Source organism: Sorangiineae bacterium MSr11367 (assembly GCA_037157805.1).
Classification (GTDB): domain Bacteria; phylum Myxococcota_A; class Polyangia; order Polyangiales; family Polyangiaceae; genus Pendulispora; species Pendulispora rubella.
In genome coordinates, this window is record CP089983.1 from 499,656 (window position 1) to 516,613 (window position 16,958).

Here is a 16,958-nt window from a genome sequence, read left to right on the forward strand (position 1 = left end):
CCCGCAAGGCTCCGGTTCGTTCACCTGCTTCGACGGGTTACGCGGCCGAATCGTAGGGGCGCGTGTGCCGCGCTTCCCGCAGGGTGGTGCCCCACCATGTCAGACGATCGAGCAGCGTTTTTGCGGCGTCGCAGGCTCCCTCCGGGTTGCGGAGCTGACCGCCCTCGTCGAAATGTTCCCAATGCCGGTCGAAGCTGACGACGTCGCGCAGGCCGACGGCATGCATCTCGGCGAGCACGAGCCGCAGTTGTTCGACCGCGCGCAGCCCACCGCCCAAGCCGCCGTAGCATACGAAGGAAACCGGCTTGGCCTTCCATTGCGTGTAGTGCCAGTCGATGAGGTGCTTGAGGGACGCGGGAAAGCTGTGATTGTACTCGGGCGTCACCAGCACGAACGCGTCCGCCGCATCCAATCGCGCGGCGAGGGCGATCATGTCGGCCGGGCGCCCCTGGACGTTCTGCAGCTCCGTCGAACCGGGCGGCAGCGCCAAGGGCAATGGCGTTTCGGCCAAGTCGAGAAGGTCGATGTCGAAGCGGCCATGCTTGCGCACCTCGTCGAGAAACCACCGCGTGATGACCGGGCCGAAGCGGCCCTGCCGGACACTCCCTAGGACGACGACCAGCTTGAGGGGCGTTTCATCGTTTCGCAACGTATCGTTCATGCATCCGAAGATGGCGTCCAGGCCGGGGCGAGACAACGAATCGCCGGTGGACATACTGTCTACCTGGGTGAACAATCGAAGCGTGCAGCCGGATTTGAACCAGATGTCCATTTTCGCGGCCGTCGTCGAAGCGGGGACGTTCACCGCGGCGGCCAAAGCGCTGGGGATGCCCAAGTCGACGGTCTCCAAGCGCATCTCCGAGCTGGAAGATCGACTTGGATGCCGGTTGCTCCACCGCACCACGCGCCGGGTGAAGCTCACCGCGGTGGGCTGCTCGTACCATGCCGAGTGCCAGCGCATCGTTGCCGACGCACGCGCCGCGGATCGCACGGTGGCGGCGCGGGATGGATCGCTCCAAGGGATCGTGCGGGTCACCGCCCCTTGGTTGCTCGCCGAGATCGTCGCACCGGCGATGCATCGCTTCCTGCGTGAGAACGAGAACGTCTCGCTCGAGGTGTGGATCACGAACCGGGTCGTCGACCTGATCGAGGAGGGCGTGGACCTGGCCATTCGCCCGGGAAGCCTGACGGATAGCTCCCTGGTGGCCCGCCGCCTCGGCGAGGTCGAGCACTGCATCTGCGCATCGCCCGACTACCTGGAACGCCACCGCACAGTGACCAAGCCTTCGGATCTGCGCACCCATGCATGCATCGCGTTCGGCCGAATGGGAACGAAGCGCACCTGGTCCTTCGAACGCGACGGCAAGAAGACCCTCGTCGCGGTCAACGGTCGCTACGCCGTGACCTCCGGGGCATTGATGCATCGGGCCGCCCTCGCGGGGCTCGGCATCGCCAGCGTCCCCAAGTTCGTCGTGGAGGACGACCTCGCCTCGGGCCGTCTCGTGCGCCTCTTGGAAAACTGGACCACCGGCCGCGGTGCCGTGCACCTTGTCTACCCCAGCGGCCGCCACCTGAGCCCCGCCGTCCGCGGTCTACTGGACGTCCTCGTGTCCACCTTCGGAAACAATCCCCCGTGGTCCCCGAGAGAGAGGAACAGGAAGACGGGAAGACGGGAAGGGATTTGATTTTAGGGATCGGTGCTACCGAAAATCCCACAAAACCTTCCCGTCTTCCCGTCTTCCTGTGAATTCCTCAGGTCTTTTGCCAGACGCGGACGTAGTCGACGCGCATGTAGAGCGGGAAGTCGGCTTTGTTCGGTTCTGCGCCCGGGAATTGGCCGCCGAGGGCCAGATTCAGGATGATGAAGAACGGCTTGCGGAATTCTTCACGGTTGGCTGCAGAAACATTGATGACGTGAACGGGATTGGGATTCGTCTCCCGGTCCACGTACCAGCGAATCTCGTTCGCGTCCCACTCGATGCTGTAAAGGTGGAACTGGGCGACGTTGCCCGTGCCGTACGTGGTCGGCTGGTTGTTGTTCTGCCCATCCGCCCAGGGATACACGCCGACGCGGGAATCCCAGAAGAGGTTGTGAACGGTGCTGGCGTCGCTGTTTTTGTGCTCCATGATATCGATTTCGCCACAGCTCGACCAATTGCCTCCCATCCGGTCGTAATATCCGATGGGTGCTCCGTAATTGCTGGTGTACGTGGCGTCGTTCGAGGTGCCCATCATCCAGAATGCGGGCCAGCTACCCACGGCGTTGGGCATCTGGATGCGTGCCTCGATGCGTCCGTATTGCCAGGAGCGCTTGCCCTGCGTGGTGATGCGGGCGGAGCGCTGGTACCAATTGCGCCCGGCGATGTTCGTCGGCGTGTCGTTGTAGTCGGCGCGGATGACCAAGTTGCCACCCTGCAAATAAGCGTTTTCGGGACGGTACCACTCCCACTCGCCGTTACCCCACCCATCGAAGGCATTCGCGCCCGGATTGAGGCCGTTGCCCACGTGGTAGTTCCAGTTCGAGGCGTTGGGCTGCCCGCTTCCGTCGAATTGATCCTCCCAAACGACTTGCCAGTTGCCCGCCGGGGGCGGCGTCGTGGTCCCCATGGTGAATTGGGTCCACGCCGTGTCCGTGGCCCCGCCGCTGCCGTTTCCGATGGTGAAGAAGTACCGGACCGTCGCACCGGTTGGGACGTTATTGACCGTGTACGTGTTGTTGCCGCCGTTCACGGACATGCGGAAATTCTGCTGCCCGTCCGTGTTGATTTGATAATGTACGTCGGCCCAGGGTGCGTCATTCACGTAGAATTGGACGCTGTTCGAGGACACGATGTTGTACCCATACGTTGCCGCTGCCGCGTCCCGAATCGGCAAGACGGCGATGGCCATGGCCGCGAGCAACACGGCCATCAGCATGGCTTTTACTCCACGATCGAATCGATGATTCTTCACCATCGCTGCACCTCCAAGGCTGGTATGCGCGTAGTTGGCGCGCATACTGCGGTACGTGGCACTGCCGTGCAACGAAAATGAAACTCTTGTATCCGCAAAATGATCGACACTAAGTGGTATTGTTCGAAGAGAGCTTTAAACGGTGAATTGGGTAGCTGAGCGTCACGGATTAACGATTTGGTCAATGGAATATGACACCGGTGTCGTTTAGCGGCTGTGCTCGCTCTCGACGGCAAACCGGCCAATTGGGCGAAACGCAACGGCCAAGATGGATTTGCGCCGTGCGAGATGTTTTGGTTGTCGCTGGAGGCAGCGCCCGCGATGACGACCAAAACGGTTTGGACCTACTACGAAAATGACTGGCACCCCGGCAATGTCCGGCTTCTCGGTGCCGTGACGCATGCGACCTGGCTCGCATCCTTGGTATTCGACGGGGCGCGCGCCTTCGAGGGGGTTGTCCCGGATTTGGATCGGCACTGTGCGAGGGTGAACGACAGTGCCCGCGCCCTGGGCTTCGATCCCACCCTATCCGGGGAAGCCATCGAGCAGATTGCACGGGAGGGACTTCGCAAGTTCGCGCCCGATGCGGCGGTTTACGTCCGACCTATGTACTGGGCCGAGGAGTACGACGTCGGCGTCATCGTGCCGTTGGCATCGTCGACGGCCTTCGCCTTGTGCCTCGAAGAAATGCCCATGGCCGGGGCCTCGGGCATCTCCATCACCACCACGCAATTCCGGCGGCCGACCCTGGAGACGATGCCGGTGAATGCGAAAGCCTCCTGCCTTTACCCGAACAATGCGCGCATGCTCCGCGAGGCCAAATCCCGTGGATTCCAGAATGCGCTCTCTTGCGATACGCAGGGCAACGTCGCCGAGCTGGCCACGGCGAACGTCTTCATGGTCCGCGGCGGGGAGGTGTTCACCCCGGTGCCCAATCGCACCTTCTTGGACGGCATCACCCGGCAGCGCGTCATCGGCTTGCTGCGTCATGCCGGCGTGACCGTTCACGAGACGACGTTGACCGTGGACGACTTCCGCCAGGCGGACGAGATCTTCAGCACCGGGAACGTCTCCAAAGTCGTCCCGATCGTGCGCTTCGACGATCGGGACCTGGAATATGGCCCGGTGGCGCGAAAGGCGCGGCAGCTCTATTGGGACTGGGCCCATTCCTGAGACAATTTCGTAATTAGAAGCGCATTTGCAGCGCGAGCCCTCCGCCATCGAGCGTGGGGGAACGTGCAGCCGGTGCGCGTTCATGGCGCTTCGTGAAGACGTGCGGCACGACGTTGACCGCGACTTTGTCCCCAATGGTGACAAGGGCGAGGGTGACGATGAGGCCTGCGCCGGCCACGATCCCTGCGGTTGCGGCGACCGCCGTGTTCACCTCCGGGGTGCAGTCTTTCTTGGGCTTGCATTCGTCGTCCCCGAGCTGACTTGCGCTCACGAGGAGGAGGGCGACGACCAATGCGCTGGCGCCGATGGTGACGCCGAGCCAGCGCGTTCCCTCGCGGGACGTATAGGTGGCCTCGACGCGGGAGGGCTGGCGAATGAGCGCGAACTCGTTCAGTTCGATGGGTCTCCAGGTCCTGTGCCGAACGGCGATCCGATGGACGCCTTTCCAAAGCGCCAAGTTGCATGGAGCGCGGCAAAGCTGCTGCTCGCCGTCGATGTGAAACGTGATGTCCGTCAGGTTCGCCGTGAACTCCACGGGCACCTTCTTCGTCGGGACTTCATCCTCCGCCCCGTCCCTGTCTTGCTCGGTGGCGGGCGGCGCTTCGTCCGAAGCGGGCAGGGGAGGAAGGCCCGTCGCGGATTGCGCATTCGCGGCGGCGCCGGAGGTCATGCCGAGGGAAAGGAGGAGTAAGCCAAGGAAAGGAGCTCTCATCATGAGCCTCCGCGCACTCAGCAATAGCCGTACCGCGCGGTATTTCTCGCGTGGACGGTGGTTCGCGTGAATGCCGCGCATGTTGCCATCGAGCCACAGGAAGCGCGCTACACTGCACTAGCCTGGGAGACATGGCTGCCGCGCGCGAACCGATCCTTCACTCCAATCCGAGCCTCTCCGTGGCCGTGGTGGTGGTGACGTTCGCAGGGGTCGTGAGTGCGGCCACGTCGCAGACCAATCCGCTGTCCGGGGCGACCCTCGCCATCGTCGTGGCGCTGGCCGTCGCGTATGCGTTGCTCGGGACGGCCGGGTTCTATGCCATCGAGCAACGCGGGACGCGAGGGCAGTTCGCGGGATGTTTTGCGGCGGCCGTGCTGGTGGGGGGCGTTGCCGTCGTGCTCGGGCGCGGCACGGTGCGGCTGATGCTCATGTCGGTCATCAGTGCATCCGTGCTCTATCTGTCCGCGGGCGGCGTGATCCTCGTCACACTCGGATGCGCCGGTGCCGTCTTGTGGTCGCTTCTCCTGGAGCACTGGCCTCCATTCGTGGTGGCGCGCGAATTCGTCGAGTGGGGCTCGGGTGCGGCATTCGTCATCATCTTCTCGCAGATGTACGTGTCGCAGCGACGCGCCCGCGCGGAGGCGACGCGGCTGGCCAAGGAGCTCGAGGAGTTCGGCGCCGCCAAGGAGCGCAATCGCATTGCCCGTGAGATCCACGACGGCTTGGGGCATTACCTCACCGTGGTGCACGTGCAGCTCGAGGCCGCGCAGCTCACCCTCGCGCACGATCCAGAGAAGGCGCAGGGCGCACTCGCGCGGGCGCGTGAGCTCACGCACGAGATCCTCGGCGAGGTGCGCCGCAGTGTGGCCGTGCTGCGCGGTTCGGCGCCGCGGCCGCTCGTCGAGATGCTGGGCAAGCTCACCGAAGAGTGCACCGATGCGGGAACCCCCGCGCACCTCGCCGTCGAAGGCGAGGTGCGCAGGCTGCCCGATCCCACCGAGTATGCCCTTTACCGTACCGCCCAGGAGGCGCTGACCAACGTGCGCCGTCATGCGCGCGCATCGCGGGTCACCGTGACCCTCGCGTTCATCCCCGGGGAACGCGTGCGCCTTCGCATCGAGGATGATGGCATGGGGATGAATGGATCGCGCGAGGGCTTCGGCCTCACCGGCGTCCGCGAACGCGCGGACCTCCTCGCGGGGAATATCGCGATTCGGACGGCGCCCGGGCAGGGCTTTGCCCTCGAGATGGAGGTGCCGGGATGATACGCGTCCTCATCGTCGACGATCAGGCGCTGTTTCGCGAAGGACTGCGCACGGTGCTCGGTGCGCGCGGGGTCGATGTGGTGGGGGAGGCTTCGAATGGCGAAGAGGCCGTGGCGCTTGCCTCTGAGCTCGCGCCCGACGTCGTGCTCATGGATCTGCGCATGCCCGTGCTCGACGGTGTGGAGGCCACGCGCCGCATCTCCAAGCTTCCCCACGCGCCGCGCGTGATTGCGCTCACCACCTTCGACGACGATGCATCGGTCTTCGAGGCCCTGCGCGCCGGCGCACTCGGGTATCTGCTCAAGGACACGCGCTCGGAGAAGCTCGTCGAGGCCATCGGCCTTGCGGCGCGCGGTGAGGCGCTGCTGCAACCGAGCATCGCCGCCAAGCTGGTGAGCGAGTTCGCGCGCCTGAGCGCGATACCGAAACGGGATGCTGCCGCGGAGTTGGGACTTTCCGAGCGGGAGCTGGCCGTGCTGCGCGAGCTGGCACGCGGTGCGAGCAACAAGGAAATCGCCGTGGCCTTGTCCATCGCCGAGGGGACGGTGAAGAACCATGTGACGAGCATCTTCACGAAGCTCGGCGTGCAGGATCGCACCCAGGCGGCGCTCAAGGCGCGCGAGCTCGGCATTTCCTGACCCGAGGTCATGCCCGCGGCATGACCACGACCATGACCACGACCATGACCTATGGCCCATGGCCTGTGACGGGTGGGAAACCTCACGATGGCAGACATGAAAGTACGGAGCCTGGTCCTCGCGTTTGCCCTGCTCACCGCCGCGGCATGCGCCTCTTCGAACGACGACAACGACGACGCCGGCCGCGCGCCCCCGGGGCCGATGCACCCGGCCGTCGCCTCCTTCTTCGACGACTTTCACGCCTCGCGTTACAGCCTCGCCGCGCGCCATGCCCAAGCGCTGGACGGCGCCGCGGCCGCCGCTCCGCAGGATGGTCCCGTGTCGTTCGTGCGCGGCCTCGCGCACCTTTGGCACGTCGGAGAGTTCGCGCGCGATCCACGCCCGAACGGCCCGGCGCTGGAGACCGAGGCACGGGCCAGCCTGGAGCTTTTCTCGACGGCCAAGCAGAAGAATCCCGACGACGCGCGTGTCGATTGCTTCCTCGGCCTGCAACAGCTCAATGCAGGCCGTGCGATTCACGACGATGCCTTGGTGCAGCAAGGGTATGCGACCCTCGAGGCTGGCGTCCGTGCATGGCCGCAATTCAGCTTGTTCTGCAAATCGCTCGCCTACGACGGTCTGCCGGCAAGCGATCCCGATTACGCGAAGGCCGTCGACGCCGCGTTCGATACGTACGAGGCGTGTTTCGGTGAGAAGGCCGATCGCAATCATCCCGATATATCGAAATACCTCGACCGCGCCACCGACACGGGGCCGAACCGGGCATGCTGGAACGACTGGATCGCTCCGCACAATGCCGAAGGCTTTTATCTCTATTGGGGAGATCTGCTGGTCAAGCAAGGCAAAGTGGATGTCGCCAGGATCGTTTACAATAATGCAAAACTCGTCAAGGAATATCCAAAATGGCCTTATAAATCGCTTCTCGATGATCGGTTGAATGCCAATCTCCAGGCCAAAGCGGCTCTTTATTGGGATGCCGATCCGAAGAACGATCCGCCCCTCGGCGGGGCGAGTGCGGGGCATGCGTGCACCTATTGCCATGCCGCCACCGCGGACGAATGAATCGCGACCGGTTGGCTGGTACAATGCGCTCTTGCCGGTTTCGCGCGGGAGCCCAAACAGAGACGGCACAATGAAACGTCCGATCATTGTAGCACTTGCGGGCGCGGCCTTGGCCGTCGCCATCTTCACCCCGACGGCGGGCGCGACGCCTTCGACCAACGCCATCACTTGGAGCGGAGTCTGTTCGGATCCCGCCTTGGCCAACGCGGGAGCAGAATGCGGCACGTTGGACGTGCCGCTCGATCCGGCCAATCCTCGCGGAAAGACCATCACCTTGGCCCTCTCCCGGGTGCGGCACAAGGTGGCCGAAAATGCCTATCAAGGTGTCGTCCTCGGCGCGCCGGATGCCCTCACGGGCTCCGGGCTCAACATGTCACTTCTTGGCGGGCGCCTTCCCAATGGGGCGGGCGGTGCGTACGACTGGATCGGTTTTGCGCGGCGAGGCCAGGCGCCCAGTGCACCGGCGATCGCGTGCAATCCAGGGTACTTCGAGTACAACCGTCCCTATTACGTGCCCGCGACGCCGGCCGCCGAGCAGCAGTGGCTCTCGCGCGTGAAGGGGTACGCCGACGCATGTGCGAACAATGCGCCCGCGGATTTGCTGGACCACATGAAGACGGTCGACATGGCCGCCGACATGGATGCCATTCGCACCGCGCTGGGCGTGGAGCGCGTCAATGTCTTTGCGCAGTCGTATGGTACGTACCTCGCGCAGGTGTACGCCACGAAGTACCCAGGCCGGGTTCGGCGGATGGTGCTGGACAGCATCGTCGATCCTCGTCGCGTCTGGTATGGAGCGGGCGCTTTCGACCAGAATGTGCCGCTCGAGCGCAACTTGGAAATCTGGTTCGATTGGCTCGCCTCCCACGACGACGCGTACCATCTCGGCAAAACGCGGCAGGATCTGCGAAACGTGTGGAATGCCCAACTGCAAAAGCTGGCGACGGCACCTGCAGGTGGCGTCATTGGGCCGTCCGAGTGGATCGACGTGTTTCTCTTCCCCTCGTACTTCCAGCAATCGTGGCCGCTGCTCGGCGGGGTGCTCTCAAATTGGGTCACCAACGGTGACGCGGCTGCTCTGAAGGCGTTCTTCTCGCAGGTCTATCACTCGGGCGGGGAAGGCACGTACGCGCCGCAGCTCGCGCAGCTGTGCACCGACGCTCCCTGGCCGACGAACTGGGCACAGTGGCACGCCGACACCGTGGCTTCCCATGCGCAGGCCCCGGATACCACGTGGGGACAAACGTGGGCCAACGCTCCGTGCGCCTTCTGGCCCGCGCGCTCGGGTTATCCGGTGACCGTGAACGGGTCCTGGGGACAGACCGCACTTCTCATCGACGAGACGCTGGATGCGGCGACGCCTTTCGAAGGCAGCCTCGAGGTGCGTTCGCGCTTCCCGAGCGCCGCGTTGATCAGCGTGCCCGGTGGTACGAACCACGCCGGCACGCTAAGCGGCAATGGGTGCGTGGACTCGAAAATCGCCGACTACCTGACGACGGGCGCGTTGCCACGGCGCAAGCCCGGCCGGATGGCCGACGTCGAGTGCGCACCGCTTCCGCTGCCCACCCCGACGACCCCATGACTTCGGCGCACGCGGACGGGCCCAAACCCGTTACCATGCAAACATGGGACAGCGCTCCGCCATGAAATTCGACATTTCGGACTTGGGTGGGTCGAAATATCGCATCACGGTCCACGAGGGAAATTCGTCCTCCGAGCACGAGGTCACGGTCACCGAGGCCGACATCCAACGGTACGCTCCGGGGGCGACGCCGGAGCATCTGCTCGAAGCGTCGTTCGAGTTTTTGCTCGAGCGCGAGCCCAAGGAGTCCATTCTCTCGAGCTTCGCGTTGCCCGTCATCGAGCGGTACTTTCCCGAGTACCCTCGGCAGATCCGCACGTCGGTCCGCGCATCCTGAGTGGGCGCGTCACCACCAGGTGACGTGGTACACACAGTGGGGATCGCCGTATTTTCGGCACGGGCCGGAAGCATGGTCCACCAGCGAGTGCGGCTCGAACCGACGGGCGATCCCCAACAGGCATCCGCGTTGCCAATCGCAATGGAGGTCCATGTCGACCTCCAGGGCGATGAGGTTCTCCCCGGGCTCACCGCGGTAGCGAATGTGGCCGATGCCATCGGCCACGTGCAGTGTGCCCTCGTCGACCATGAGCTTGCCGTCTTTTCGATGCCGCGCATGGTAGGCGATGTCCAGCGCGCGCATCACTCCGTGGATGTCGCGCATGGAAGGCGGCAGTTCGTAGTGCAGCGCGAAGAGCCTGGCCAACTCCATGGACTTGGCCGGACCCAACGTCGTGCAGATCTCACGTTCGCAGGCGACGTAGGCATCGAACGGCCACCAGCGTTCCGGCTTCAGAGCGATGGTGCCGTCGCCCGTGGCCGAGGCCAATCCGTATTTGAGGTAGATGGGAAGCAGCGACGATGGCACCAAGTGCAAATTCGCGAGTATGACGTCGACGTCGACTTCGATGCCCGAGAGATTGCGCGCCGGTCCCGCAGGTCCACGTGGCGGGGCGGCGTTCTTGCGCTCCGCAGCGTCGGCGCCCGGGGTTGCGTTGGCGTAGGTTTGCTCGGCCTCGCGCGATAACTCGCTCACCCATACGGGACGCGTGCGCATCGCGAGGGCGGGAACGGGCTCTCCGAGGGCAGTCTCGAACGCGACCAGGAGCGCATCGCGCATTTCCCGGGCCGAACGCCACCGCTGTTCGGGCTCGAAGGCGAGCGATGCGTCCACGAACTTCACGATGGCTCGCGGCAGATGCGGCGCGGCGTCTGCGAGGGAGCGCGCGTGGCGGGTCGCTGCGGCGGCGAGTTGCTCGGCATTGGTTTCGGCAGGGTGGACGAGCTGGCCCGAAAGCAGCGTGAAAATCGTCGCCCCGACGGCCCAGCAGTCGCTGTGCGGTCCAATGGCGTCGCTTTTTCCGAGCGCTTGTTCCGGCGGCATGAACGCCGGGGTGCCGATCATGTTTCCACAGATGGTCGACGTTCCGCTCGGGTCGATGCGGCGTGCAATTCCGAAGTCGAGCACGCGTACCTCCCCGGCCGCCGTCACGAAGAGGTTCTCGGGTTTGATGTCGCGGTGCACCAAGCCACGCGTGTGCGCACTCGCCAGCACGTCCAGGACATCGGCCATGAGGACCGCCACCTCCGACACAGGCAGTCGTTTGCCGGCGCGTTCCCAGCGGGCGCGAAGCGTTTCTCCTTCGAGGAGCGGCATGATGAGGAACGCGCACCCATCGTCGCCGACGTGGTGTTCGAGCACGGGGACGGCCCCGGGATGGCCTACTTGATTGGCGACCGCGGCCTCGCGTTCGAACAGATGGCATATGCTCGGATCGTCGCGGAAGCGCTCGAGCATGACCTTGATGGCCACGCGGTGCCCATCGCGATGCGTGGCCGCGTACACGGCGCCCATGCCCCCGATCCCAATGAGGCGCTCGAGCCGGCACTGATGAACGGAGGTCCCCACCCTCGCGAGCGCGCGTTCGGAGCTCGACTGCATCTTTACAGAGGTATCACCTTCCGGTTCCCGGCGGTCCGGGTGAGCTTCGGCCTTGACTCGAACGACCGGTTGAGGTTATGTGGCGGCCTGTGAACGTGAAAATCACGTTCATTATCTTGCCGTGCTTTCCTTTCGTACGCTCGCCGCATTCCTCTCGACCGCGGGCTTTTTCTCGAACAACGCACACGCTCAGGCGCCCGCGGCGCGCACTCCGCCGCCGAAAATGCAGGAGGTCGCCGTTCGCGGCGAGGGATCGGCGACGCGCCTTCGGCATTCGGCCGAGGCCGTGAGCGTCATCGACACCAAGCGTGCGCACCGAGAAAGCGCCGACTTGGGCGAGGTGATGGCGCGCCAGCAAGGCATTGTCGTGCGACGCGAGGGTGGACTCGGCTCCACGGCGCAATTCTCCCTCAACGGCTTTCAAGGCGAGCAGGTTCGCTTCTTCATCGATGGCGTTCCCGCGGGCTATACGGGGCTTCCCCCCGGCATTGCCGACATCCCCATTGCGTTCGTCGAAAGGGTGGAAGTCTATCGCGGCGTGGTCCCCGGCCGATTCGGCGCCGACGCCCTGGGCGGTGCCGTGAACCTGGTCACCGAGACCCGGCCGGGCACACGCACCGCAGCGTCGTACCAAGTTGGCTCCTTCGGCACGTACCGCGCAACGGCCACCGGGCAATACTATGATCCGGCCTCGGGCCTGTTCGCGCGCGCCAATGGCTTCTACGACCGCGCCAAGAACGACTACCCCGTCGACGTCCAGGTCGCCGAGGAAGGGCGAAGCGTCCCGGCCACCGTGCATCGTTTCCACGACGCGTACCGCGCGTACGGTGCGGGGTTGGAGGCCGGCGTCCTCGACCGGTCCTGGGCCAAGCGGCTGTCGCTGCGCATCTACGGAATGGACGCCGCCAAGGATCTCCAAAGCAACTTCATCATGTTCATACCGTACGGCGAAGTTCGTTCTGCGGAGAGCGCGCTGGGAGCGATCGTGCGCTATCAATCGCCGGCGATGGACGTCGGTTCCACGAAGGTCGTGCTTTCGACGACAAGCGGATACAACCACCGTGCGATTGACTTCGTCGATCGCTCCCCATGGTTTTACGACTGGTTCGGCCACCGGGTCGGGTTGTCCGGCCCGGGCCGCGGTGAAACGGGGCGCCCGGCCACGGACCAGACCATCGGCCAACATACCGTGTTCGAGCGACTGGGCATCGATTGGATTCTCTCGCCCGCCGCCACGGTGCGCGCGTTTGCGGCCCCCACGTGGGTCTCGCGCTCCGGTGAACAGAAGCTTCCGCTCGCGCCCGGAGCCCTCGATCCGCTTTCCGGCACGCGCAGTCTCTTCACCTGGATCAACGGCCTCGAGGCCGAGGTCAACCTCTTCGATCGAAGGCTCCAGAACATTGCCTTCGTCAAGAATTACCATATCCACACTAGCTCCGAAGAATTGGTCGACCGGTTCGTGACCCACGAATACACGGATCTCAGCTTCGGCGCCGGCGACGCTGCCCGCTTTCGCATCGCCCATGGCCTCTTCGCCAAAGCGTCGTACGAACACGCCACCCGTTTGCCCGGCCCCGTCGAGCTCTTTGGAGACGGCGTTCTCATCGAGCAAAACCGGAGGCTCGTACCGGAAACCAGCGACAACATCAATGCGGGCTTCCTCGTGGAAACGGCTCCAACGCCGGCCGGGACCCTGCGCGCCGAGGCCAATGGCTTTTTGCGCTACGCGGATCATCTCATCACGCCCATTCAAAACGACATCGCTTACGATTTTCAGAACGTCTACGCCGCTCGCTCCGTCGGCATCGAGGGCTCCGCAGGATACCGCTCGCCGCGCGACTACGTTTCCCTCGACGGAAGCTTCACCTACCAAGACTTCCGCAACACCTCCAAAGAGGGGGCCTTTCAACGAACCGAGGGCGATCGCATTCCCAACGTGCCTTGGGCCTATGGAAGCGTGACCGCGCGGATTCGCATGCCCGACGTCCTCACGCCCCGCGACGAGATATCGCTCGGCTGGACCACCCGTTACGTGCACAGCTTCTATCGCGCGTGGGAAGGGCAGGGCGACAAGTCCTCGAAGGACCACATCGAATCGCAACTCCTCCACTCCGCAGCGCTCACCTACCTCGTTCGGGTGCCCTCCACGTTCACCGCAAGTCTCGAGGCTTACAACCTGACCGACGCACACGCGTACGACAATTTCGGTGTCCAGAAGCCCGGCCGCGCGTTCTTCTTCAAGGGCACGTTCGAGCACGATTGGGGCAATTCACCATGAAGCTGTCGAAACACGCGTTCATGGCCATTTGGGACGTGCACGCCTGGCTCGGCGTGTGGGCGGGGCTGGTGCTTCACGTCATGTGCTTCACCGGCGCATTCTGCGTCTTCTACGAGGAGCTCGGGATGTGGCAAGATCCCGCGCTCCACGCTCCCCACGGAGACGTGCGCCCGCTCACGGAGCTCGTTCGCCCGATGTTGGATAGTGGCCAATTGGGCCGCAAACGCATCGACGTGTATTTGCCCGACGAAGAGCGCAGTACCGTGGACGTTCGCTACGTACCGGCCGCGGGCGGCGTTCGTCGGATGACCCACGTGAACCCGCGCACCGGCGAGGTGATTCCCGATCGCTCACGCCTGGCGTCGATCCTCTTGTACGTCCATTTCCTCTACCACGACCGCTGGTTTCCCCAGGGCATCTTCATCGCGGGTGTCTTTGGCGTCGCCATGGGCCTTGGCCTGGTCACCGGCGTGGTGATTCACTTTCGAAAGATCTTCCGCGAGCTTCATCAGTTCCGCGCGCACAAGCGATCCGGCATCGTCTGGGCCGACGCCCACAAGATCCTTGCCGTCTTCGGCCTGCCGTTTCAATCGATGGCCGCCTTCACCGGGGCCATGATCTGCTTTGGCCCCTTGCTGCTGAAGCTCTTTGCCGGGCCAGTATTCCATAGCGATGCGAAGGCCGCCGATCGGGCCCTGTATGGAGATCTCTCCGGCCCTGCCGCGAGCAGCCAGCGCGCTGCACCCATCGACTTGGATCAACTGGTTGCCAAGGCAACCGATGCGCTGCCCGGCCTTTCCCCCGACGTCCTTCGATTCGTGAATTACGGCGATGCCGAGGGGACCGTTGGCGTCTTCGGCAAGCGCGCGGACTCGCCGCTGGGAACCTCCATGGTCCGCCTTCGTCTGCGCGACGGTGCCGTGGTTCGCGTGGAGACGCCGGGGGCGAACGGTCCGGCGCAGAACATCGAACAATGGATTCGAAGCCTTCACTTCGTCCGGTACGGCGGGTGGACCGTGAGAATCTTGTACGCGCTCTGCGCGCTTGCCGCGTGCCTGACGATCCTCACCGGCAACTGGGTTTGGCTCTTGCGCCGCGAAACCCGAGAGGCGCGCGCGTCCAATCGCGTTTTGTCTCGAATGACGGTGGCCGCAGGTGGCGGCGTTTGCCTGGCGACCGCCGTGCTCTTTTGGGCCAATCGCTGCATTCCGATGCACCTTCCCTGGCGGATGACCGCAGAATCGGTCGCCTTCTTCGGCACGTGGGGCCTTGCGCTCCTCGGTTGCCTTCTTGCGTCGAATGCTCGCAAATCGTGGGTCGTGTTGCTCGTGGTTTCCGGTGCGCTCTTCGCGTCGGTGCCCGTGTTCGACGTGCGTCATCACCTCGGAGGCATCGACGTGGCGCTCTTCGTCCTTGGCGTCGGGCTCCTCGGGGCTGCGCGCCTCGTTCATACGGTGAGGGCATCATGGTCGACTTGACCGCCTTCTCGTGGAGCCTATTGGCCTTCTCGCTGTTTCACGCGGCCTCGAAGCGCTACCCGCGGTGGCAAGCCTACCTGCGCACCGCCGGCATTCTCTTCACCGTCGCTTCGCTCGCGCTCTGGATTCACGGCAACGGTGCCATCATCGGCAGCCTTCTCTTCATCTTCTCCTGGGTCGTCTCGGGAAGCGTCTTCGTCGTGTCCGTCGCCATGTGGCCACGACTCGTCTGGAGCATTGCCCTCGTGCTGCCGTGGGTCTCCGCACTCGGCCTTCTCTTGCAAGGTGGCCATGCGCCGTAACACCATTGCGCGACTCACCGCCGCCATCCTCGGGTCTCTGGGGTTGGCCATCAGCGCTATCGTCTGCATCGCTCGCGCCGCCCCGTTTTCCTTGGGTACGCGCTTCGCGATGGCGCATTACAGCTTCGTCCTCATTTGGATCACCGCCGCCTGCTTCGGATTCGTCGCCAAGAGCGGCGCCCGTGCATGGGCCGTCTACATCGCACTGTCGGCCCTCTTCCTCGCGCTCGCCTTATGGAGTCCTTCATGAACACCGCACGCTCCCTGCTTTTCCTAGGCCTCATGGCCGCGCTCAGCGCATGCAGCAGCTCGTCGTCCGACGACCCCGACCCGGGCAGCGTGGTCTGTCCGAAGCGAAGCCCCGCGTCGACGCCCGCCGACAATCGCCTTTATTCCATTGGCACGGTCATCCAGGGGCCCAGTGCGCGAACCTTGTACGTGCAATCGATTCCGTCCCTCGACCAGGACGTCACCACGTCGCGCGCGACCGAGATTGCCGGCAACTCGCGCCACATGGCCTACGGCGGATTCACCTACGTGGGGTACGCCGAGAAGCCCGAGATCGCCAAGTTCGAGCCCAACGCCGACGGCAAACTCGTCGCGTCGAACCTCCCGCACCTCAATTTCGCGAGCTACGGACTCAAAGCCATCCCCTTCGGCAATGTCTTCGTCAGCCCGACGAAAGCGTACCTTTTTGCCGAGGCGCAGTACAAAGCCATCGTGTGGAATCCCACCACGATGGAGATCGTCAAGACGATCGACCTTTCGTCGCTCAAGAAAGAGGGCTTCGACGTCGAGCTCTGGGTCTCCACGGTGCGCGACGGCAAGGTGTACACGCCGCTGCGCTACGTCGATTACAAGAATCCCAATTTGTACAAGATTGGCCACGAATCCAACATGGTCATCTTCGATGGCAACGAGGACAAGCTCCTTGCCGTCGCCCACGACGAACGCTGCGTGGCCGCGGGGCAACCGGCGTTCTTGGACGATGGGACGCTGTACACGCTCGCCGACGGCAGGAGCTACCTCGCCCAAGCCGCAGCCATTCAAACGCAGCAGCCCGTGCCCAAGACGTGCATTCTGCGCATCCGCCCCAACGAAATGGTCTTCGACCCGAACTACCTCGTGGAGGTGGCCTCCGTCACCGGAGGCCGTGAGGCGGCCACGCAGCTCTTCTACGTCGGCCACGGCGTGGGGTATGCCAAAGTGCATTACCCCGATCGGGTCGAAGCGGGCGCCGATCTCGGGGGTTCGGGCATCTGGTCGCAAAAGGCCTTCAAATACTGGCGCTTCGAGCTCGGCGACACCGTCAAAGCGCAGGAGGTCCCCGACATCGGCTTCTCCGTCATCGCCTTCGGGGGCGCCGTACTCGATGGCAAGTACTACGCCGCCGAATCCGCCGACAACGCCACCTCGTCCTTCTGCGAATTCGATCCGGTGACCAACCAGGCCACCTTCCGCTTCCAGATGGACGGCTTCCTGCGCGACATTTACCGCTTACGCTAGGGCAACGTTCTGGAGAGAGTTCACAGGAAGGCGGGAAGGCGGGAAGGTTTTTTGATTGTCGAGAACGATGA

At 64.1% G+C, this 16,958-nt stretch carries 16 protein-coding genes; 12 read left to right on the plus strand and 4 right to left on the minus strand.

Translation table 11 applies throughout. The features are described from left to right. Positions 1-37: 37 nt before the first annotated feature. Entirely contained in the window at positions 38-715 is a 678-nt protein-coding gene (locus tag LVJ94_02035) for an NAD(P)H-dependent oxidoreductase (GenBank protein ID WXB06044.1), read from the minus strand. Here LVJ94_02035 and LVJ94_02040 point away from each other — a divergent pair. Beyond that, on the plus strand, positions 708-1,685 hold the full coding sequence (locus LVJ94_02040; GenBank protein ID WXB06045.1) for a LysR family transcriptional regulator: 978 nt from the start codon (positions 708-710) through the stop codon (positions 1,683-1,685). The two genes, LVJ94_02035 and LVJ94_02040, sit on opposite strands and share 8 nt — an antisense overlap. 67 nt (positions 1,686-1,752) lie before the next feature. Here the strand turns inward: LVJ94_02040 and LVJ94_02045 are convergent, their stop codons facing one another. Then, positions 1,753-2,955 (minus strand): glycoside hydrolase family 16 protein, encoded by a 1,203-nt coding sequence (locus LVJ94_02045; protein WXB06046.1) that lies wholly within the window; start codon positions 2,953-2,955, stop codon positions 1,753-1,755. A 318-nt stretch (positions 2,956-3,273) separates the two neighbouring features. Here LVJ94_02045 and LVJ94_02050 point away from each other — a divergent pair, with 318 nt between their 5' ends. After that, a complete protein-coding gene (locus tag LVJ94_02050; GenBank protein ID WXB06047.1) occupies positions 3,274-4,125 on the plus strand; it encodes a branched-chain amino acid aminotransferase in 852 nt (283 codons plus the stop codon). A 13-nt stretch (positions 4,126-4,138) separates the two neighbouring features. On the opposite strand, the gene LVJ94_02055 is transcribed toward LVJ94_02050, so the two are convergent. Further along, positions 4,139-4,840, minus strand: a complete 702-nt coding sequence (locus LVJ94_02055; protein ID WXB06048.1) for a hypothetical protein — start codon at positions 4,838-4,840, stop codon at positions 4,139-4,141. Positions 4,841-4,968: 128 nt separating this feature from the next. On the opposite strand from LVJ94_02055, the gene LVJ94_02060 reads away from it, so the two are divergent. The 5 genes from LVJ94_02060 to LVJ94_02080 all read left to right on the plus strand — a co-directional run bounded on the left by LVJ94_02060 (position 4,969) and on the right by LVJ94_02080 (position 9,721). Further along, positions 4,969-6,102, plus strand: a complete 1,134-nt coding sequence (locus LVJ94_02060) for a sensor histidine kinase (GenBank protein WXB06049.1) — start codon at positions 4,969-4,971, stop codon at positions 6,100-6,102. After that, a complete protein-coding gene (locus tag LVJ94_02065) occupies positions 6,099-6,740 on the plus strand; it encodes a response regulator transcription factor (GenBank protein ID WXB06050.1) in 642 nt (213 codons plus the stop codon). Before LVJ94_02060 ends, LVJ94_02065 begins: the two co-directional genes overlap by 4 nt. Positions 6,741-6,836: 96 nt before the next feature. After that, positions 6,837-7,802: a hypothetical protein gene (locus LVJ94_02070; protein WXB06051.1), complete on the plus strand. Its 966-nt coding sequence runs from the start codon at positions 6,837-6,839 to the stop codon at positions 7,800-7,802. Between the two features lie 70 nt (positions 7,803-7,872). After that, the gene (locus LVJ94_02075) at positions 7,873-9,384 is read left to right on the plus strand and encodes an alpha/beta hydrolase (protein WXB06052.1); all 1,512 of its coding nucleotides are present in this window, start codon (positions 7,873-7,875) and stop codon (positions 9,382-9,384) included. 61 nt (positions 9,385-9,445) lie between these two features. After that, on the plus strand, positions 9,446-9,721 hold the full coding sequence (locus LVJ94_02080) for a hypothetical protein (GenBank protein WXB06053.1): 276 nt from the start codon (positions 9,446-9,448) through the stop codon (positions 9,719-9,721). Between the two features lie 9 nt (positions 9,722-9,730). Here LVJ94_02080 and LVJ94_02085 read toward each other — a convergent pair whose 3' ends face one another. Continuing rightward, positions 9,731-11,323 (minus strand): serine/threonine protein kinase, encoded by a 1,593-nt coding sequence (locus tag LVJ94_02085; protein WXB06054.1) that lies wholly within the window; start codon positions 11,321-11,323, stop codon positions 9,731-9,733. Between the two features lie 121 nt (positions 11,324-11,444). Between LVJ94_02085 and LVJ94_02090 the strand changes: the two genes are divergently transcribed. Genes LVJ94_02090 through LVJ94_02110 form a run of 5 tightly spaced genes read left to right on the plus strand, consistent with a single transcriptional unit; the run spans position 11,445 to position 16,887 of the window. Beyond that, on the plus strand, positions 11,445-13,601 hold the full coding sequence (locus LVJ94_02090; GenBank protein ID WXB06055.1) for a TonB-dependent receptor plug domain-containing protein: 2,157 nt from the start codon (positions 11,445-11,447) through the stop codon (positions 13,599-13,601). After that, the gene (locus tag LVJ94_02095; protein WXB06056.1) at positions 13,598-15,079 is read left to right on the plus strand and encodes a PepSY domain-containing protein; all 1,482 of its coding nucleotides are present in this window, start codon (positions 13,598-13,600) and stop codon (positions 15,077-15,079) included. Before LVJ94_02090 ends, LVJ94_02095 begins: the two co-directional genes overlap by 4 nt. After that, the gene (locus LVJ94_02100) at positions 15,067-15,381 is read left to right on the plus strand and encodes a hypothetical protein (GenBank protein WXB06057.1); all 315 of its coding nucleotides are present in this window, start codon (positions 15,067-15,069) and stop codon (positions 15,379-15,381) included. Before LVJ94_02095 ends, LVJ94_02100 begins: the two co-directional genes overlap by 13 nt. Then, positions 15,371-15,631, plus strand: a complete 261-nt coding sequence (locus LVJ94_02105; protein ID WXB06058.1) for a hypothetical protein — start codon at positions 15,371-15,373, stop codon at positions 15,629-15,631. Before LVJ94_02100 ends, LVJ94_02105 begins: the two co-directional genes overlap by 11 nt. Then, positions 15,628-16,887, plus strand: a complete 1,260-nt coding sequence (locus tag LVJ94_02110; protein WXB06059.1) for a hypothetical protein — start codon at positions 15,628-15,630, stop codon at positions 16,885-16,887. Before LVJ94_02105 ends, LVJ94_02110 begins: the two co-directional genes overlap by 4 nt. The last annotated feature ends 71 nt before the right edge of the window (positions 16,888-16,958 follow it).